We start from the raw sequence: 18,979 nt of genomic DNA, 5'->3' as shown, positions 1-18,979 counted from the left end.
GAAGGCCTGCTTGATGTTTTCAAAGATCCTGGTCGCCAATCGCGGGGAGATCGCCATCCGCGCGCTGCGCGCTGGTGTGGAGCTCGGCGCTCGCACTGTCGCGGTGTACCCGCACGAGGACCGCAATTCCCTGCACCGGCAAAAAGCCGATGAGTCGTATCGCATCGGCAATGAGGGACACCCCGTGCGCGCCTACTTGGACGTCGACGAGATCATCCGGGTGGCTCAGCATGCTGGCGCGGAGGCCATCTACCCCGGCTACGGGTTCCTCTCCGAGAACCCTGAGCTGGCTCGCGCGGCAGAGCAGGCCGGAATCACCTTCGTCGGACCGCCGGCTGATGTGCTGGAGTCCACCGGAGACAAAGTGCGGGCACTGCGTGCAGCCAAGTCCGCCGGCATCCCGGTACTCGACAGCTCCGAGCCCTCCAAGGATATTGACCAGCTCACCGCAGAGGCTGAACGGATCGGCTTCCCCGTCTTCGTCAAAGCCGTCGCTGGCGGCGGCGGCCGCGGGATGCGCCGCGTCGAGCGCCGCGAGGACCTCACCGACGCACTGAAGTCTGCAATGCATGAGGCGGACACCGCCTTCGGCAACCCCACCGTGTTCATCGAAATGGCGGTGGCCCGGCCCCGGCACATCGAAGTGCAGGTGTTGGCTGATGCGCAGGGCAATATCGTCCACCTGTTCGAACGGGACTGCTCGCTGCAGCGCCGGCACCAGAAAGTGGTGGAGATCGCCCCGGCTCCCAACCTCGATGAGGAGATCCGACAGGCCCTGCACCGCGATGCCGTGGCGTTCGCAAAGGCCATGAACTACCGCAACGCGGGCACTGTGGAGTTCCTGCTGGAGACCGTCGGAGAACGCGCGGGGCAGCATGTGTTCATTGAGATGAACCCACGCATCCAGGTCGAGCACACGGTCACCGAGGAGATCACTGATGTGGACCTCGTGGCCTCCCAAATACGCATCGCGGCTGGCGAAACGCTGGAGGATCTCGGGATTCGGCAGGAGAACCTGCGAGTGCGCGGCTCAGCGCTGCAGTGCCGGATCACCACCGAGGACCCGGCCAACGGCTTCCGGCCCGATGTCGGCACCATCACCGCGTACCGCTCCGCCGGAGGTTCCGGGATCCGGCTCGATGGCGGCACTGCCTATGCCGGTGCGGAGATCAGCCCGCACTTCGACTCCATGCTGGTGAAGCTGACCAGCCGAGGGCGGGACTACCTCACCGCGGTCTCCCGGTCCCGCCGGGCTCTGGCCGAGTTCCGGATCCGGGGAGTCGCCACCAACATCCCCTTCCTGCTCAATGTGCTCAGCTCCGAGGAATTCCTCGCCGGCGACACCGCCACGGACTTCATCGACAAGCACCCTGAGCTGGCCACCGCCAACCGGTCCCAGGACCGGGGCTCGAAGGCGCTGCAGTACCTCTCTGACATCACGGTCAACCAACCGCACGGGCCGCGGGTGCAGGGCCTGGACCCGAGGGACAAACTGCCGAAGTTCCCCGGGGACAAACGCGACGAACCGGACCGCTCACCCTTCGACGGTCCCTCCGAGCAGCCGAAACCGCCGGGCTGGCGAGATCTCCTGCTGGCTCAGGGGCCGGAGGCCTTCGCGCGGAAGCTGCGCGAGACCCAGGCATTGGCGGTCACCGACACCACCTTCCGTGATGCGCATCAGTCACTGTTGGCCACCCGCGTGCGCACCCGTGACCTCCTGGCCGCAGCGCCGGCGGTAGCGCACGTGACTCCCGGACTGTTCTCCGCTGAGGTCTGGGGCGGGGCCACCTACGACGTCGCCCTCCGCTTCCTCTCCGAAGACCCCTGGGACCGGCTGGCCTGGTTGCGCGAGGAGATGCCGAACATCCCCCTGCAGATGCTGCTGCGCGGCCGCAACACCGTCGGCTACACCCCCTACCCGCTGAAGGTCACCGAGGCCTTCGTGCAGGAGGCCGCCGCCACCGGGGTGGACATCTTCCGCATCTTCGACGCGCTCAACGACGTCGATCAGGTCATCCCCGCCATTGAGGCAGTGCGCTCCACCGGCACCGCCGTCGCCGAGGCCGCGCTGTGCTACACCGGCAACCTCGCTGACCCGCAGGAGAGTCTGTACACCCTGGACTACTACCTGCAGCTGGCGCAGCGAATGGTCGACGCCGGCGCGCATATCCTGGCGATCAAGGACATGGCGGGCCTGCTGCGGCCGCAGGCGGCGAAGACCCTGGTCACCGCGCTGCGCCGGGAGTTCGACCTCCCGGTCCACCTGCACACCCATGACACCGCAGGAGGTCAGCTGGCGACGCTGCTCGCCGCGGCGGAGGCGGGTGTGGATGCGGTGGACGTGGCCACCGCGTCGATGGCCTCGACCACCTCCCAGCCCCCGGCCTCAGCGCTGGTGGCGGCGCTGGAGAACACCGAACGCGACACCGGGCTGGGATTGGAGGCGGTGGCCTCCCTGGAGCCGTACTGGGAAGCGGTGCGCGGTATCTACGCGCCGTTCGAGTCCGGCCTGCCCGGGCCCACCGGACGGGTCTACCGCCATGAGATCCCCGGCGGGCAGCTGTCCAACCTGCGGCAGCAGGCGATCGCCCTGGGCCTGGGGGAGCGGTTTGAGCAGATCGAGGACATGTACTACGCCGCGGACAAGATGCTCGGCAGGCTGGTGAAGGTGACCCCGAGCTCGAAGGTGGTCGGGGACCTGGCCCTGCAGCTGGTGGGCCTGGGCGCTGACCCGGCGGAGTTCGAGCGCAGCCCCCGCGACTACGACCTGCCCGATTCGGTCATTCAGTTCCTGGCCGGTCAGCTGGGCGACCCGCCAGGAGGCTGGCCGGAGCCGTTCCGTACCAAGGCACTTGAAGGCCGCACGGTGAAGCCCCTTGCCGAAGAGTTATCGGACGACGACGCCGCCGCGCTGGAGACTGATTCGGCCACCCGGCGCGCAGCACTGAACCGGCTGCTCTTCCCGGGGCCGACCAGTGACTTTGCCGCTTCCCGGGAGAAGTACGGGGACATTCATGTCCTGCATACCCGCGACTACCTCTACGGGATGACCCCGGGTCATGAGCATGTGATCTCCCTCGGCAAGGGGGTGCGCCTGCTGGTGACCCTGCAGACCATCTCGGAGCCGGACGAGAAGGGCATGCGCACGGTGATGTGTACCCTCAACGGGCAGGCACGCCAGGTCATGGTCCGGGACGAGTCGGTGGAGTCGAAGGTGGCCGCCGCGGAAAAGGCTGATCCCAAGAACCCCGCTCATGTGGCAGCCCCGTTCGCCGGCGCGGTCTCGGTCCAAGTCGCAGAGGGCGATGCGGTCGAGGCTGGACAGACCGTCGCAAGCATCGAGGCGATGAAGATGGAGTCCGGCATCACCGCCCCGGCCGCCGGCACGGTGGCGCGCTTGGCGGTCAACGGCCTGCAGCAAGTTGACGGAGGAGACCTGATACTGGTGCTGGAGTAGAGGCCCACCGGAGGCGGGGCTTCCCCGACGATTCAGCCGACTCTACAATTTTTCGTAGGGCTCTACCGGTGATGGCAGCGTTGTAGTCGACGGCGAGGTGGTAAATCGTATGGATGCTCGCCATCCTCGTCCGGTGAATTCCGACGTGGGGACGGCAAGCGATGGGTCGCGTGCCGCCGAAGCTCGCCGTCACCGTTTCCTCACCGAACCCCGCGGCCTACGCGGTTTGCTCAGCGCAAGCCAGCTGGTGACCGGAGAACTCGACCTCGAGAAACTCCTGCGCAGAATCGCGGAATCGGCAGTAACCCTGGTGGACGCCAGATACGGCGCGCTCGGAGTGATTGACTCCGAAGGACGTCTCGAACGGTTCATACACGTCGGCATGCCGCAGGACGTCGTCGACCGGATCGGTGACCTGCCTCGAGGTCGCGGAATTCTTGGTGCCGTGATCGAAAGCTCCGGTCCCATGAGGCTGAACGACCTGTCGGCGGATTCCAGATCAGTGGGCTTCCCCGAGCATCACCCGCCGATGCGCACATTCCTCGGCGTACCCATCAAGGTCGGCGGACAGGCGTACGGACACCTGTATCTCACCGACCGTGCGAACGGACCCTTCACAGACGATGATGAAGACCTTGCCACGGCGCTCGCGGCCACCGCAGCCACTGCCATCACTAACGCTCGCCTCTATGATCAGGCGCGTCGCGCCCAACGCATCAGCGCCGCCTTGAGCAATACCACCGCCGGCCTCTTGGAGTCCGTACAGAGCGATGCCTTCACCGTCCTTGTTGAGAACGCAGCAGCCCTCACCGGAGCGGACCGTGCCTACCTCGTCACGCCAATCCCCGACGACACAAGACTGCGCATCGCGGCTGTCCGCGGTGAGGGAGAGGAGCGGCTCCACGGCATGACCATTCCGCGCACAGATTCCGTCGTCACCCGCGCGATTGATGGAGAACGCGGAATCTCAGCCCCCGGGACCGACCCACCACCTCCGCTGGGCGCCAAGGACCAACGCGGTTCGACCCTCGCAGTGCCCCTCACCGTCTCAGGAAGAACTGTGGGGGCGCTCGGCCTCACGCGCGGGGAGGAGAGTTCTCGTTTCGTGTCGGGTGACCTCACCATGGTGTCCGAGTTTGCCGTCGAGGCGGGTATTGCTGTCGCCCTCGCACAGGCTCGGGCAGGACAGCAGCGATTGGAGCTCATGGAGGATCGTGCCCGCACCGCTCGGGACCTGCACGACCACGTCATTCAACGGTTGTTCAGCACAGGCCTGGGGTTGCAGGCTCTGGCGAGCACGATCCCTTCGCACGCCGAGATCTTGGAGGAGCACATCGGGGCCATCGACGCCGCCATTGCCGATATTCGAACGGCAATATTTACGCTTCAGACCCGAGGCCCATCCCAGGGGGCCCGTCAGCGCATTCTCGACGTCGTCACTGAGCATGGTTCTCAGTTCCCCACGGCTCCTAGGGTGGCATTGAGCGGGCCCATCGATCTCATCGTCACAGGTCAACTCATCGAAGACGTCATTGCGGCCATTCGGGAATCCTTGGTCAATGTCTCCCGTCATGCGGAGGCTGACGATGTTGAAGTGGCAGTGGCCGCCACCTCCGCAGACGTTACTGTCACAGTGAGCGACGACGGCGTTGGGCTCTCTGCCCCGCCGGGCCGTCCCAGTGGTACAGCCAACCTGAGCGAACGCGCTGCTGCCTATGGCGGTACCTTTTCGCTTCAAACCGGTCCTTCCGGCGGCACCTGCGCTCGCTGGTACGCTCCTGTCTCCACCGGCATGAGTGAATGACCTAGGGGCGCGTTTCTTGTGACATTGCGCCTGACACACAAGGGTGCACTCAGGGGATCACCACTGCCCGGCCGCGCAGCTCTCCGTCGTGCAGTTTCCGGTAAGCTTCCGGCCCCTGATTCAAAGTGAAGGATTCAGTCTCCACCCGGACCTGGCCGGCCCGAGCCAGCTCCAGGACCTCGATGAGCTCGGGTCTGGATCCCCAGTAGGGTGCGCGCAGGCGCGAGCCGAACGGCTGGCCAAGGAGCCCCACTGTGGTCTGCACCGAGCCGGCGCCCACCAGAACCAGGTCCGTGCGGGGACCGCTGACGGCACGAGCAATATTCAGCGCGGCTTCGTTGGTGACAAAATCGAAAACCGCCGCCGCTGGCCCCGATTTCACGTTCGCAGCGATCGTGGCCGCCGCGTCAGCGGTAGCGAGGAACGCGTAATGGGCGCCGACCTGTCGGGCAAAGTCGAGCTTGGCTTCAGTGATGTCCAGGGCAACCACAGTCGCCGCGGTCAATGTGCGAAGAAGCTGCACGGCCATATGCCCCAGGCCCCCTACGCCTATGACCACTGCCACACTGCCGGGGACCAGGACGTCCAGCGAGCCCTTGATCGCGTGGTAGGGTGTCAACCCCGCATCGGTCAGGGCCACTGTGGCCACCGGATCGAGCTCCCCCAGCGGAACCAGTAACCGAGGAGACTCCACAATCATGTACTCGGCCATCGCTCCGTCTTTGCCGAGTCCTGGAGGACGGATCGACATCCCCGGGGCGAACGGACAGTAATTCTCACTGCCCTGCGCACAGCTGTGGCAGCGTCCACATCCCTGAGGGCCGTATACAGCCACGGGGTCACCGACGCTGACCTCCGAGACGCCGGGGCCCAGCTCCTGGACCACTCCTACGGCCTCATGGCCAAGCGTCATGGGCAGGGGATATCCAAACGCCGAGTATTGATCGTCAGTCAGACTCATGACGAAACTGTCGGAATGACAAGCTCCTGCAGCGGTCACGCGTAATAAGACCTCACCGGGGCCAGGTGCCGGCGTCGGCACCTCACGCACCTCTGGCGGCTGGCCGATAGTCACATACTGAAGTGCTTTCATCAGTAGACCTCCCTGGTCCCACTCTTCTCGAAGAAACCTCATCGGTAAAGGGCCATTGGTCCCAGAGTTCGGATGACGGAACTTCCGGGCCCCCAAGAGTGCGGGGACCGACGTCGATGGATCTCCGGTAGGACCAATGGCCCTACTGGACACAGTATTTCGCCCACCACAATGAAGTCAGCACGGCTGAGGGCTGCGGTCGGATGGTGCTTCAAGTGACTTCAGCCCGGTGACAGAAGGAGCGTGAACGATGCTGGCAGGAACTTTCTACTTGGGGCTCTTCATCACCATTTTTTCCGTGCTTCTGATTGTTTTTGTGACCACAGTCGCACTGGTGATGCTGGCACTGGCATACCAGCCCGGACGCCGCGACGGGGCCCTGACAAAGGCGGGCAGGGGCAGCGCCGTTCGCAAGTAACTGTCGAGTGGTGGTGGGCGAGTCAAGCAGAAGCGTTGGTGTTTCTGGTGGCGCCGTAAACGGCGACTTGGGTCCGGCTGTCCATCCCGAGTTTCGCCAGAAGCCCCGAGACGTAGTTCTTCACTGTTTTTTCTCTGAGTTTCAGCCGTTCGCCGATTTGCCGGTTGGTCAGCCCCTCCGTGATGAGCTTGAGGATCTGTGTCTCACGAAGGGTCAGCTCGGTCGGTGGAGCTCCCGCCGGTCTGGCCGGACCTTGAGGTGTTCGCAGCGGGGTGAGCTCCGGAGGTGGAGGCGATGCCTGCGCGCGGAGGGAGGAATGCACTCGGCGTGCGAGGTCGCGGGGGATCAGTTTTTCGCCTTGGGCGACGCGCCGAATCGACTCGATCAGGTGCTGGCCGCGAATGCTCTTGATGACGTAGCCCGATGCGCCAGCGACAACTGCCGAGGTGGTCGCCGCGTCGTCGTCATAGGCAGTGAGCATCAGACATGCAGTCTCAGGGTGCGATGACCGGATCTGGCGGCACAGTTCGATGCCGTTGCCGTCAGGCAGTTGTACGTCCAGCACGGCGACATCGGGGTTGGTGGCCGCGACACCACTCAGAGTTTTCTGCGCGGTGCCAGATTCACCGACGACCTCTAATCCTGGGTCGGCATTGATCAGATGCGCGATTCCGCGCCGGACTATCTCATGATCGTCAACGAGGAAGACTCGGATCATCGCAGCCGCCCAGGGCTGATCGGCACCTTCCAGAGGGCTCGGGTCCCTCGGGGGCTGCGCGCCGACAATGTGAACTCCCCCCCGTGATCCTGCGCCCGGGCGGTGAGGTTTCGGGTACCACTTGAACGGGATGGTTCCGAAGGCGGTCCTACACCGTCGTCATCGACGGTGATGGCGATGTGGGTGTCAGAGGCGGCAATTTCTACTTCGATGGTCCGGGCATTGGCGTGGCGGGCGACATTGGTCAGTGATTCGCGCAGCACGGCTACGACATCATCAGCCAGGGCGCCGTCGAGGATGAGGCCCACCGGCCCCGTGAAGGTCATACGCGGGATGCTGGGGAGGCTGGGGGAGATTTCAGTGATGACCTCGAGAAGTCGGTGCCTGATCTCGTCGGCAGATGCTTGAGTCTGTAATGCGAATATCGCAGTGCGTATGTCTGTGATCGCAGAGTCGATCCGCCTCACGTGGGGGCCGAGGGTTTCGGTGAGCTGCGGATCTGTCGACGCGAGAGCTTGGAGCTCGAGGCCGGTGGCGAAGAGCTTCTGGATGACGTGATCGTGGAGGTCCCGGGCGATGCGGGCGCGTTCTGCCACCATTTCCATGCGCAACCGGTCCGCTCTTGCCCAGGCCAGGGCAATAGCGAGATTGGCTTGGTTGGCGAACTCTCCGAGCAGATCGAGGTCATCGTGGGTGAAGCTCGGGTCACGCTCGGAGCGTGTGGCACACAGGGCGGCTACTCGTTCTCCGGAGACCGAGAGCGGCACGGCGATCATCGACGCGTTTGGAAGATCATCGGTGAACGGGTTGGGTTCCCCGTCCTGCACTGTGGTGATGCCGCGCTCACCTTCCATGGCGCGGGACAGAACGCAGTCCATCCAGGGAACTTGCGACCCCTCAATCTGGGCAGCGCCTTCCCCCCGAGCGGTGTCGACGTACAGCGCCTTTCCCACCGATTCCGCAACGCTCACAAGAACAAGCTGCGCGTCCAGGAGCGAAACCAAGCTGTGCGCCAGTACGCCGAATACCTCGCCATCCTCAACTGCCAATAACTTGGTGGTGACATCACTGAGCGTGGAATGGAGTTCTTTGGCCCGGCGGGTTTGTTCGTAGAGCTGGGCATTGCTGATCGCTGTTGCTGCGGTGCCCGCAAGGGCACCAATGAGGAGTTCATCCTCGGCGGTGAAGGCTTCTGCCGAGGGGTTGGTGAGGTAGAGGGCCCCATATGTGCTGCCCTGGATGGTGATCGGCACCCCCAGGAAGGCCTGCATCGCGGGATGATCCACGGGCGCACCGACGGAACGGGGGTCCTCCTGCAGCTTTTCCAGACGAATGGTCTCTCCGCTGAGCACTGCGCCGAGTACCCCCAAGCCTCGGGGAGGGTGCCCGATGCGACTGACCAACTCTGCGGGCATGCCTATGTGAATGAAGCGTCCAAGCTTTCCGTGATCATCCAGGACACCGAGTGCGGCAAAATGTGCGTCGACAAGTGCGCGAGCCGCTTCGACCAGATGCCGCAAGACGTGATCGAGGTCGAGGTCCTCTGTCACGAGGTGGCTTGCCCGTATCAGATGCAGTAGCCCATGTTGATCCCTCAGTTTTTCGGATCGCACTGCTGCGGCGACGCCATCTGCGCCCCTGCCCGGTTCCCTGCGGGGACCGGAGAGATCTGTAAATGGATCCGGCATGGGGACCCCTTACAAGCGTCGGGGCGATCAAGTGGTACAAGTTGTACTACGTAGCCTGGTGCGTTGTAAAGATTTTGTGGCCCATGCCCATATGCCCATATGCCCATGCCCTGGTCCTGACTGCTCAAGGATGGGCGCAGGCTCGATTCATCGCCACGTGAGCCGGGCGTCAGACCACTTGGTCTTGTGTTTCTCGGGTGCTGAGTTCCTTGCCAAAATTATCAGCAGTACGATCCACCCGATAATGGGAATTGTCACGAGAAAGAACACCGTGCCCGGAAGTCCTACGTCGTGGAGGCGGCGCCACGTGACAGCGATCAGCGGCAAGATGGTCACGGCGCCGATAAGCACGTGCAGGCTCACCAGTGCCAGCGCGAACACTGCCCCGGTTCCCTGGATTCCTATCTCGAGGAGCACGAGGTTGACGCCGAGCGGACTGTTTGTGTGGTCGACAATATCCTCTGCAAATGACGTGGCGATGATAAGGAGACCCGTGGTGGCAATGGTCAGGTGAAGCGCCAATATGAGGACAAACGGCCACCAAAACTCCGCACGCGTGGCGAAGCCCTTGAACTTGGCGAAATCCTCCAGGAAAAAGGTGAGTGTCTGGTCGGGCCCGTACGCTGCGGCGGTGGGTGCAGATGCTGCGTACGCGTGGTGAGTCAGGCGAGGTGATGCGCTTTTTCTGTCTCGGTACGGTCGTGCTGGTGTGTAGGTCATCATGTATCTGCTTTGGCAGGGAAGTCACCCCAGGTCGGGTGAGTAATAGATGAGTCCACTCCGCGCATCTTTGTGCGGAGGATGCGGAGAATGTCTTCCTCGGGTAGATCGCATCGCGGGACTTCCACGCCTAAGAAGCTGTCAAATCGAACAACAGGTTCAGTCACGCCATTTCCTTTGCTAGTACGGTCAACTGAGCTCAGGACCGGGGCAGGCCACACTGGTTGAGGGGCCATGTTCCACTCTCCGTTACGAATGACAATCCGGGTAGGGTCATAGGTCCCATGATGTTGCGTGGAGCTTCACCTGTGGAGTGCGCACAGCGCTGAGAGCACTGAAATGACGGCTAAGAAGATTCGCCTAGACCGGGGCGTTGGTCGGGCGTATCTTAAATCTATGAGACGCGCAGCGGCGGCGAATGGCGAACCGAAGTCGATTGTCCTCGTTGGGATCGACGGCTCCCGAGGGAGCGAGCGGGCGTTCAGGGTGGGGCTGAAGATTGCGCAGAAGCGGAGTCTCACCCTGCGTCTGGTAGGAATCTTTCCACGACCAGTGATGATGGACTCCTCCTATGTTGCCTTGATGAACCAGTATCTCGACACTGCGGTCAACGAGATTCTGGCCATGCTCAAGGGATACGCCGCACAGGCGGAAGAGTCCGGGGTCCCCGTCACCACCAGAGCGTTCGTAGGGGAGCCCGGAGGGGCGCTGGTGGAGGAGAGCAAGTCGGCGCGGGTCGCGGTGGTGGGAAAGCGGGGGCGGAATCGTTTCGCAGGACGATTCTTGGGGAGTGTCTCAGCACACCTGGCTGCCCATTCGCACTGTCCCACCCTGGTGGTCCCTGAAGAGCGGGGGATCGACTCCTCCACAGAACCGCGGGCCCCGGAGCAGGAGCTTGCCCACGGTGATGATGCGGCAGATGAGCCTTTGTCCCTTATCGAGGAGTCAAAGCCTCGAGCGCATCAGCGCCGGCTCTTCGCCAATGTTTCGGATCCGCTGAACTTCGATTCTGAAGTCGTTGTCGGCCTCGACGTGGGCACGGAAGCCGATGAGATGTTGCAGGTGGCAGGTCAGGCCGCGCAGCTGGTCGATCGGCCTCTTGCTCTGGTGTCCGCTTCGCCGCTGAACGCAGCCGGACATTGGGGCCCCAACCCTGTGGAGCACAATATTGAAATTCCGAATCTGCGCCGTCCCTATATTGAACATCTCCAGGGCGCAGCAGACCACCTGTCTGGGCAGTTTCCTGACCTCACCGTCAGGTGGCAATTTTTCGACGGTACCCCTGCCGGTGTCCTCTCAGAGGCCTCCAGAACAGCTGAACTCATCATCATCGGCACTCGCGGCCACGGCGGATTCCCCGGTCTCTTGCTCGGCTCAGTGAGCCAGGCAGTGTTGAATCGCGCGGTGTGCCCGGTGCTCGTGGTCCCCACGGCAAAGAGCTGAGAGACAGGCCCACGCCCGGTTATCCACAGGCGTGGCGGCGGCGTCGTGCTGGGCCCGGTAGATTGGTGCTATGGCAGGTCTCATCCGGCGCGAGGATATCGATGCGGTGCGCGAGCGCGCCGACCTGCGGGAAGTGGTGGAGCAGTACGTCACGTTGAAGAAGGCCGGTATCGGCTCCTACAAAGGACTGTGTCCCTTTCACGACGAGCGCACCCCCAGCTTCCACATCCGTCCGCAGGTCGGCAGCTATCACTGCTTCGGCTGCGGGGAGTCTGGTGACGTCATCGCCTTCCTCCAGGCTATGGAGCACACCACCTTCCAGGAGACAGTGGAGCGATTGGCGCAGCGGCATGGCATCGAGCTGCGCTACGAGGACGGGGGCACCGGACCTGACAAGGTCGAAACCGGCCGGCGGCAGCGGCTGCTGGACGCGCACAAGATCGCCGATGAGTTCTATCAGCGTTGCTTGGGCATACCGGAGGCGCAGATCGGGCGGGACTTCCTCACCCGGCGCGGCTTCACCCGCGAACATGCCCAACAGTACGGTGTCGGCTACGCGCCTCAGGGGTGGAGCAACCTGCTGGGCCACCTGCGCACCAAGGGATTCCGCGAGGATGAACTGCAGGCCACCGGTCTGTTCTCAGAGGGCCGCCGGGGGCTGTACGACCGTTTCCGCGGCCGGTTGATGTGGCCGATCCGGGACATGACCGGCAGCACCGTAGGCTTCGGGGGGCGCCGGCTCTATGAGGATGACCCGGGCCCGAAGTACCTGAACTCACCCGAGACCACCGTGTACAAGAAGTCTCAGGTGCTCTACGGGATCGAGCATGCCAAGCGGCACATCGCCAAACAGCGGCAGCTTGTGGTGGTGGAGGGGTACACCGACGTCATGGCCTGCCACATCGCCGGGGTGGACACGGCAGTGGCCACCTGTGGGACTGCCTTCGGCGAGGGACACATCAAGATTGCCCGCCGGCTGCTCTCCGATGACGGATCACCGGCTGAGGTGGTGTTCACCTTCGACGGTGACGAGGCCGGCCAGCAGGCGGCAGTGAAGGCGTTCAATGAGGCTCATCAGTTCAACGCCCAAACGTTCATCGCGGTCGGTCCTGACGGGATGGACCCTTGTGATGTCCGCCAGCAGCGCGGCGACGAGGCGGTGCGAGCGGTGGTGGCGTCGAAAACCCCGCTGGTGGAGTTCGTCATCCGCCGCAGACTCAGGGAATGGGACCTCAACGCCGTCGAAGGGCGCCTCGGCGCGCTGCGAGCGGCGGCCCCGGTGGTCGCGGAGATCCGGGACGATTCGCTGCGTGCGGCCTACACCCGCGAACTCGCCGGGTGGCTGGGCACCGACGTCAATGAAGTTCAGAGCGCGGTGAGCGGCGCACTGAAGGCCCAGCACAGCGGAACAGCCCAGCGTGCCGGTTCAGCCCAGCGTCAAGGAACACCGCAGAGGTCAGTACCTTCGGCGCAGCAGGCCCACGGCGGCGTCGGCGGATTTGCCTTCCCCCGTCCGGACACCCGTGACCCAGCGGTGATGATGGAGCGCCAAGCGCTCGAGGTGATTCTGCAGCACCCCACCCGGCTGACGGCTGAGCAGTGGGAAGAGATTTTCACCGTCAGGTTCAGCGCACCGGCGCACCTGGCGGTTCACGACGGCATCCGGATCGCCGCGGCCGAGGCCTCCGACCCCAGGACATGGGTGGAATCTGTCCGGCAAGAGGTGCCCGAGCCGCTGCGCGGGTTCGTCTCCGAGCTGGCGGTCACCGCCCTGCCTGCCCGGGATGAGGAGCACCTGGATCGGTACTGTCAGGAGATCCTCAACCGGCTGGTGGAGCTGCAGATCCAGCATGAGAAAGCCAACCTGCTCGGACAGCTCCAACGCATGGACCCTCAAGAGTCCGCCGAGGCCTACCGGCGCGTCAATGCGGAGCTGATGGAGCTGGAACGACGCCGCCGCGCCCTGCGCAGCGCGGACTAGAGCGCCGGTGGGCAGCGCGCAGCGACCCTACTTGGCAATGTCGGCGCAGGTGACGTCGAAGCTGCGGAAGAGCTCAGCGGCCTCCACGAAGAGATTCAGGCCGGGTTCGCCGGCGCCCATGCAGATCTGCCCCGCGATGGACTCATCAGCGAAGATCGGCAGTGCGTGCCCCTCCACGGTGCCCGCCCCGAACGGGGTGATGGTGCCCGGGCGGTAGCCGGTGACCTCGAACCCCTCCTCCGGAGCGGCCATGGCGGCCTTCTTCACACCGGCGCTGCGGCGCAGCTTGGCCCAGTCCACCTGCTGGTCGCCGCGGATCAGCACCATCAGATAACTGTGCGAGGCAGCCGTCTGAGTGAGCCGGACTTTCGCGATCAGGGTCTTCACGATCTCACTGGGGGCAATCCCCAGATTCGCTGCCGCTTCCTCCAGCGAGGTGGCCGGACCCCGGTCAGCGAAATCGACCCGCACGCCCCTGCGCTGGGCATCAGCCAGCACTCGTTCACGTCCTGAGTATTCGCTCATGGAAGTCACCATACGGCAGCGGATCCTCCGGCCGGCTGACACCGGCACCGCGCAGTGCGTGCTCCCGGCCGCCGCAATTGATTGATACGGTGTTGCTCACCACACAATTCGCGTGACGACGGGGTCTCGCCTGATTCCAAGCGTGCAGAACGTTTGATCATCGAGGAGGACCCGCACCATGACCGAGCGCACCCTGGCAGAGGATCACTCCCGCCGCGCCGCCGAGCACGAGATCCCGGACGCCATGCGCCGGGACGTGGGCCTGCTCGGTGGCCTGTTGGGCACCGTCCTGAGCGAATACGGCTCCGCAGGGCTGCTCGAGGACGTCGAGACGTTGCGCTCGCTGACGATCGCCGCAGCCGAGCACGACTCCGAGCAGACGCTGGCGCAGGCCGAGGAGTTCGTGGAGAGCCTCAGTGCAGAGCGCGCCAAGGAGGTCGCGCGCGCATTCACCTGCTACTTCCTGCTCGCCAACCTCTCCGAAGAGCAGCACCGGGTGCGCACCCTGCGTGCCCGCGACGGCGAAGTCCCGCTCGAGATGCAGCAGCCCTCGGATTCCGTGGCGGCAGCGTTCAACCATCTGGCCCAGGAGGTGGGCCAGTCCGAGGCCCAGCGCCGGCTCGAAGAGCTGCGGTTCCACCCGGTTCTTACCGCCCACCCCACCGAGGCCAGACGCAACGCCATCACCGCCAGTGTCCGGCGGATCGGGCAGCTGCTGGATCAGCGCGATGACCCGCGCATGGGTGCTGCCGCCCAGGCGCGCAACACTCGGGAGCTGACCGAAGAGATCGACAATATGTGGCGCACCGCCCAGCTCCGGGTCTCCAACCCCTCCCCCCTGGACGAGGTGCGCACCGCCTTGGGCGTGTTCGAATCCTCCTTCAGCTCAGTCTTCACCGAGGCCTACCGCCGGATGGACGACTGGCTCCAAGGTGAAGAGGCCGGCAGAGCAGCACCGCAGGCTCCGGCGTTCATCCGGCTGGGTTCCTGGATCGCCGGGGACCGGGACGGCAACCCCAATGTCACCGCCTCCATCACTCGCCAGGCGGTGGCTCAGGCCGCAGACCGGATCCTGGAGAACCTCGAGCGCCGCACCCGCACAGTGGGGCTGTCGATGACCCTGGACGATCGCTACACCGCACCTCATACCGATCTGCAGAAGCTCTGGCATCAGCAGCGCCAGCTCTCCGAGGAACTCACCGAACGGGCCGCCGAGCACTCACCCGGTGAACCGCACCGCCAGGTGCTGCTGGCGATCGCCGGACGTGTCCAAGCCACCCGGGACCGCAACGCCGACTTGGCCTACGGCGGGCCCGAAGAGCTGCTGGGCGAACTGCGAATTGTGCAAGCCTCACTGGCCGCAGGGGGAGCCGCACGCGCAGCCTACGGTGAGCTCCAGGAGCTCATCTGGCAGGTGGAGACGTTCGGGTTCCATTTAGCGCAGTTGGAGGTACGCCAGCACTCTGCGGTGCACACCCAAACACTGAAGTGGCTCGACGACCCAGCCTCCGTGGAGAAAATGGCAGTGCCCGGAGAAGAAGTGCTGGAGACCTTCCGCGCCATCGCCTCGCTCCAACAGCGCTATGGCGTCGACGCCGCCCGGCGCTACATCGTCTCCTTCACGCACAGCGCCCAGAACCTCTCCGACGTCTACGTGTTGGCCGAGCAGGCCCTCGGCGGCCCGGACCAGGCCCCGGTGCTCGACGTCATCCCGCTGTTCGAAACCTATGAGGACCTGCAGAACGCCCCCCGGATCCTGGAGGAATCGCTGCAGAGCCACCACCTGCAGCAGAGGCTCGAGCAGACCGGGCGCCGGATGGAGGTGATGCTCGGCTACTCCGACTCCTCCAAAGACGTCGGACCGGTGGCCGCGACTCTGGCGCTCTACCAGGCGCAGGAGCGGATCGCCGCCTGGGCGGTGAAGAACAACATCCAGCTCACCCAGTTCCACGGTCGGGGAGGAGCTCTGGGCCGCGGCGGCGGACCGGCCAACCGCGCCATTCTCGCCCAGCCCCCGCATTCGGTGGACCTGCGGTTCAAAGTCACCGACCAGGGTGAAGTCATCGACGCCAGGTACGGCAATCCGGAGATCGCTCTGCGGCACATCGAGCAAGTGGCCGCTGCCGCCCTGATGGCCAGCGCCCCCTCCACGGAGAAGCGCAACGCTGCTGCGGCTGAGAAGTACGCAGACCTCGCGGGCCGGCTTGACGATGCCTCGCGCGCCCGCTTCCATCAGCTGGTCCGAGCGGAGGGCTTCGCACCCTGGTTCGCCCAGGTGACCCCTCAGGAGGAGATCGGTCTGCTGGCAATCGGCTCCCGTCCCTCAAAACGTGGACTCTCCGTGGAGTCGCTGGAGGACCTCCGGGCCATCCCGTGGAACTTCGCCTGGGGCCAGGCGCGGATCAACCTCACCGGCTGGTACGGTCTCGGCACCGCGCTGGAGACGGTCGACGACCTGGACCTGGTGCAGCAGGCCTATGCCGAATGGCCGCTCTTTGCGGCCATGATCGACAACATCGAGATGTCCCTTGCGAAGACGGACACGCGGATCGCCCGGCGCTACCTGGATCTGGGTGACCGCGCAGAGCTGGCGCAGGCGGTGCTGCAGGAGGTGCAGCTGACGGAGAAGTGGGTGCTGGCCATCACCGGGCAGGACCGGCTGCTGGCCGACCACCGGGTGCTGGGCCGTGCGGTCCAGCTGCGCAACCCCTATGTGGATGCGCTCAGTCTCCTGCAGCTGCGCGCCCTGCGGCGGCTGCGCTCCGGTGAGCTGAGTCAGGAACAGATCCGCGACCCGCGCAACCTTCTGCTGATCACACTCAAAGGAGTGGCTGCTGGCCTGCAGAACACTGGGTAGGGTGGCAACATGACCCATCGCGTGATCGACCCCGCCTGCGACCGCTTTCAATGGTTGGAAGAGGTGGATGGTGCCGAAGCATTGGCCTGGGTCGAGGAACGCAATCGCCGGGCCGAGCAGCAGCTCCGAGACCAGCAGTACGGACCCCTGAAGGATTCACTGCGTCAGATTCTCGACGCCTCGGACCGTATCCCCGGCGTCACCGTCCGCGGAGAGTGGCTCTACAATTTCTGGACTGACGCGGACCACCCCCAGGGGCTCTGGCGGCGCACCACACTGGAGTCCTACAAGTCCGAGACTCCGGAATGGGACGTGCTGCTGGACCTGGACGCGCTCTCCGAAGACGAAGGAACCACCTGGGTGTGGCACGGCGCGGCAGTGCTGCGGCCCGAGCAGTCCTCCGATGAGGTGCCCGGTTACTCGCGGGCCCTGATCGACCTCTCACCCGGGGGTTCCGACGCTGACGTCACTCGTGAGTTCGATCTGCACACCCGTCGCTTCCTCACCCCTGAGGAAGGCGGGTTCTACCGCCCGCAGGGTAAGGGTGGGCTCGGGTGGATCGATGCCGACACGGTCTACGCCTCCACCGACCGCAGCAGCCCCCATGAGGACACCCCGGTCACCAGCTCCGGATATCCCCGGGTGGCGCGGCGCTGGAGCCGGGGCACCCCGCTCGACGACGCCCCACCCATCATCTCGGTGGCAGAGGATGACATGGTCGCCTCCGCAGGGTTCGACTCCACACCAGGGTTCGAACGGCACGTGGGCACCCGGGTACTGGGCTTCTACGATTCGGAAACCTACCTCATCGAGTACCGCACCGAGGATGGCGAACCCTCCCCGACGCTGACTCTGATCGACGTCCCCACCGACCTCAACGTCGGCTTCCACCGTGACCTGATCTTCTTCTCCCCGCGCACCGAGGCGAGGGTCCGCGGCGTCGTTCTCCCGGCGGGGAGCCTGTATGTCGCACCCGCAGAGGAGTTCCTGCACGGTCACCGCGACGGCGCCGAGCTGCTCACCGCCCTGTTCACGCCGACTGAGTCCACCTCCCTGCAGGGTGTCACGGCCACCAAGAACGTCTTCGCGCTGACAGTGATGGAAGACGTGGTGGAGCATGTGGAAGCACATTGGCGCGATGCCGCTGGAGCCTGGCAGTCGCGACAGGTGCTCAGCGAGATCACCGGATCGCTGTCCGTGACCGCCTACGACGCCCGGACCAGTGACGATATCTGGATCACCGCCCAGGACTTCCTCACCCCCAGCACCCGCTACCTCGGTTCGCTGGCGCCGCTGCTGCACGGTGAGACGGAGACCCATGGACTGATCAAGCAGGCCCCGGAACGCTTCCACGCCGAAGGTTTGGCTGCGGTGCAGAGCTTCGCGACCAGCGCTGACGGCACCCGGGTGCCGTACTTCGTGATCGGCCCTGCCGAGACAGTCCAATTCGCCGCCGACGGCGCGCCCCGGGAAGCCATCGCTGGCGCCGAGCCCCTGCCCACCGTGCTCTACGGCTACGGGGGGTTCGAAATTTCGCAGAAGCCGGGCTACCTGCCGCTAGTGGGCAAGGCCTGGTTGGAGCGCGGAGGCGTCTTTGTGGTGGCGAACATTCGCGGCGGCGGCGAGTACGGCCCCCGGTGGCACCAGGCGGCGCTGAAGGATCAACGCCACAAGGCGTACGAGGACTTCGCTGCCGTGGCCCAGGCGCTGGTCTCTTCCGGGGTGACCACCACCGAGCAGCTCGGGTGCCGCGGCGGCTCGAACGGGGGACTGCTGACCGGGAACATGCTCACTCAGTACCCTGAGCTCTTCGGGGCGGTGGTCATCCAAGTGCCGCTGCTGGACATGAAACGGTACTCCCATCTGCTCGCAGGTGCCTCGTGGCGCGCTGAGTACGGGGATCCGGACACCGCCGACTGGGAACACCTCCAGCACATCAGCCCCTATCACCAGGTGCAGCATGAGGGGAACTACCCGCCGGTGCTGCTGACCACCAGCACCAAAGATGATCGGGTCCACCCCGGTCACGCCCGGAAGATGACCGCAGCCCTGGAGGCAGCTTCCGCCGACGTCACCTATTGGGAGAACACCGAAGGCGGTCACGGCGGAGCCGCCAACCCCGAGCAGCAGGCCACCATGAATGCGCTCATCTACCGATTCCTGGGCCAACGTCTGGGTCTGGGATGACCCGGTGCCACTGACCGGGCCGGCGCGGCGGGTCATCCCAGGAAACAAAGGTGTAAGATTCTGACGCACTGACGGTTCTTCCTGAGAG

At 64.8% G+C, this 18,979-nt stretch carries 12 protein-coding genes; 7 read left to right on the top strand and 5 right to left on the bottom strand.

The features are described from left to right. Positions 1-13 precede the first annotated feature (13 nt). Positions 14-3,457, top strand: a complete 3,444-nt coding sequence (locus FEF27_RS03200) for a pyruvate carboxylase (RefSeq protein WP_138169399.1) — start codon at positions 14-16, stop codon at positions 3,455-3,457. A gap of 133 nt (positions 3,458-3,590) precedes the next feature. Further along, positions 3,591-5,261, top strand: a complete 1,671-nt coding sequence (locus FEF27_RS03195) for a sensor histidine kinase (RefSeq protein WP_166429894.1) — start codon at positions 3,591-3,593, stop codon at positions 5,259-5,261. Positions 5,262-5,310: 49 nt separating this feature from the next. Here FEF27_RS03195 and FEF27_RS03190 read toward each other — a convergent pair whose 3' ends face one another. Beyond that, positions 5,311-6,354, bottom strand: a complete 1,044-nt coding sequence (locus FEF27_RS03190; RefSeq protein ID WP_138169397.1) for an NAD(P)-dependent alcohol dehydrogenase — start codon at positions 6,352-6,354, stop codon at positions 5,311-5,313. 250 nt (positions 6,355-6,604) lie between these two features. On the opposite strand from FEF27_RS03190, the gene FEF27_RS13280 reads away from it, so the two are divergent. Then, the gene (locus tag FEF27_RS13280) at positions 6,605-6,772 is read left to right on the top strand and encodes a hypothetical protein (RefSeq protein WP_166429893.1); all 168 of its coding nucleotides are present in this window, start codon (positions 6,605-6,607) and stop codon (positions 6,770-6,772) included. A 22-nt stretch (positions 6,773-6,794) separates the two neighbouring features. Here FEF27_RS13280 and FEF27_RS03185 read toward each other — a convergent pair whose 3' ends face one another. The 3 genes from FEF27_RS03185 to FEF27_RS03175 all read right to left on the bottom strand — a co-directional run bounded on the left by FEF27_RS03185 (position 6,795) and on the right by FEF27_RS03175 (position 9,901). Continuing rightward, positions 6,795-7,490, bottom strand: coding sequence for a response regulator (locus FEF27_RS03185; protein WP_138169396.1), 696 nt, complete (start codon positions 7,488-7,490; stop codon positions 6,795-6,797). Beyond that, positions 7,487-9,040, bottom strand: coding sequence for a sensor histidine kinase (locus tag FEF27_RS03180; protein WP_166429892.1), 1,554 nt, complete (start codon positions 9,038-9,040; stop codon positions 7,487-7,489). The genes FEF27_RS03185 and FEF27_RS03180 overlap by 4 nt, the downstream gene beginning before the upstream one ends. A gap of 285 nt (positions 9,041-9,325) precedes the next feature. Then, positions 9,326-9,901 (bottom strand): DUF805 domain-containing protein, encoded by a 576-nt coding sequence (locus tag FEF27_RS03175; protein ID WP_138169394.1) that lies wholly within the window; start codon positions 9,899-9,901, stop codon positions 9,326-9,328. A gap of 393 nt (positions 9,902-10,294) precedes the next feature. Between FEF27_RS03175 and FEF27_RS03170 the strand changes: the two genes are divergently transcribed. Both FEF27_RS03170 and dnaG read left to right on the top strand, forming a co-directional pair. Further along, complete coding sequence (locus tag FEF27_RS03170; protein WP_166429891.1) at positions 10,295-11,341, top strand: universal stress protein; 1,047 nt, start codon at positions 10,295-10,297, stop codon at positions 11,339-11,341. Positions 11,342-11,411: 70 nt separating this feature from the next. Further along, positions 11,412-13,322 (top strand): DNA primase, encoded by a 1,911-nt coding sequence (gene dnaG, locus FEF27_RS03165; protein WP_138169392.1) that lies wholly within the window; start codon positions 11,412-11,414, stop codon positions 13,320-13,322. A 27-nt stretch (positions 13,323-13,349) separates the two neighbouring features. Here dnaG and FEF27_RS03160 read toward each other — a convergent pair whose 3' ends face one another. Then, positions 13,350-13,847, bottom strand: a complete 498-nt coding sequence (locus FEF27_RS03160) for an aminoacyl-tRNA deacylase (protein WP_138169391.1) — start codon at positions 13,845-13,847, stop codon at positions 13,350-13,352. A gap of 178 nt (positions 13,848-14,025) precedes the next feature. Between FEF27_RS03160 and FEF27_RS03155 the strand changes: the two genes are divergently transcribed. Together FEF27_RS03155 and FEF27_RS03150 are read left to right on the top strand one after the other, a co-directional pair. Further along, positions 14,026-16,704, top strand: coding sequence for a phosphoenolpyruvate carboxylase (locus FEF27_RS03155; RefSeq protein ID WP_138169390.1), 2,679 nt, complete (start codon positions 14,026-14,028; stop codon positions 16,702-16,704). 9 nt (positions 16,705-16,713) lie between these two features. Then, complete coding sequence (locus FEF27_RS03150; RefSeq protein WP_138169389.1) at positions 16,714-18,891, top strand: prolyl oligopeptidase family serine peptidase; 2,178 nt, start codon at positions 16,714-16,716, stop codon at positions 18,889-18,891. Positions 18,892-18,979: the final 88 nt, after the last annotated feature.

The sequence above is a fragment of the Nesterenkonia sphaerica genome (genome assembly GCF_005771565.1).
In the GTDB taxonomy this organism is placed as follows: domain Bacteria; phylum Actinomycetota; class Actinomycetes; order Actinomycetales; family Micrococcaceae; genus Nesterenkonia; species Nesterenkonia sphaerica.
Note: the sequence above shows the minus strand (reverse complement) of the source record. Positions and strands in the feature narration are given on the sequence as shown.

Bases quoted from the DNA above. Each gene is read 5' to 3' on its own strand.
- FEF27_RS03200 (WP_138169399.1), top strand. From the start codon at position 14: ATGTTTTCAAAGATCCTGGTCGCCAATCGCGGGGAGATCGCCATCCGC.
- FEF27_RS03190 (WP_138169397.1), bottom strand. From the start codon at position 6,354: ATGAAAGCACTTCAGTATGTGACTATCGGCCAGCCGCCAGAGGTGCGT.
- FEF27_RS13280 (WP_166429893.1), top strand. From the start codon at position 6,605: ATGCTGGCAGGAACTTTCTACTTGGGGCTCTTCATCACCATTTTTTCC.
- FEF27_RS03185 (WP_138169396.1), bottom strand. From the start codon at position 7,490: ATGATCCGAGTCTTCCTCGTTGACGATCATGAGATAGTCCGGCGCGGA.
- FEF27_RS03175 (WP_138169394.1), bottom strand. From the start codon at position 9,901: ATGATGACCTACACACCAGCACGACCGTACCGAGACAGAAAAAGCGCA.
- FEF27_RS03170 (WP_166429891.1), top strand. From the start codon at position 10,295: ATGAGACGCGCAGCGGCGGCGAATGGCGAACCGAAGTCGATTGTCCTC.
- dnaG (WP_138169392.1), top strand. From the start codon at position 11,412: ATGGCAGGTCTCATCCGGCGCGAGGATATCGATGCGGTGCGCGAGCGC.
- FEF27_RS03160 (WP_138169391.1), bottom strand. From the start codon at position 13,847: ATGAGCGAATACTCAGGACGTGAACGAGTGCTGGCTGATGCCCAGCGC.
- FEF27_RS03155 (WP_138169390.1), top strand. From the start codon at position 14,026: ATGACCGAGCGCACCCTGGCAGAGGATCACTCCCGCCGCGCCGCCGAG.
- FEF27_RS03150 (WP_138169389.1), top strand. From the start codon at position 16,714: ATGACCCATCGCGTGATCGACCCCGCCTGCGACCGCTTTCAATGGTTG.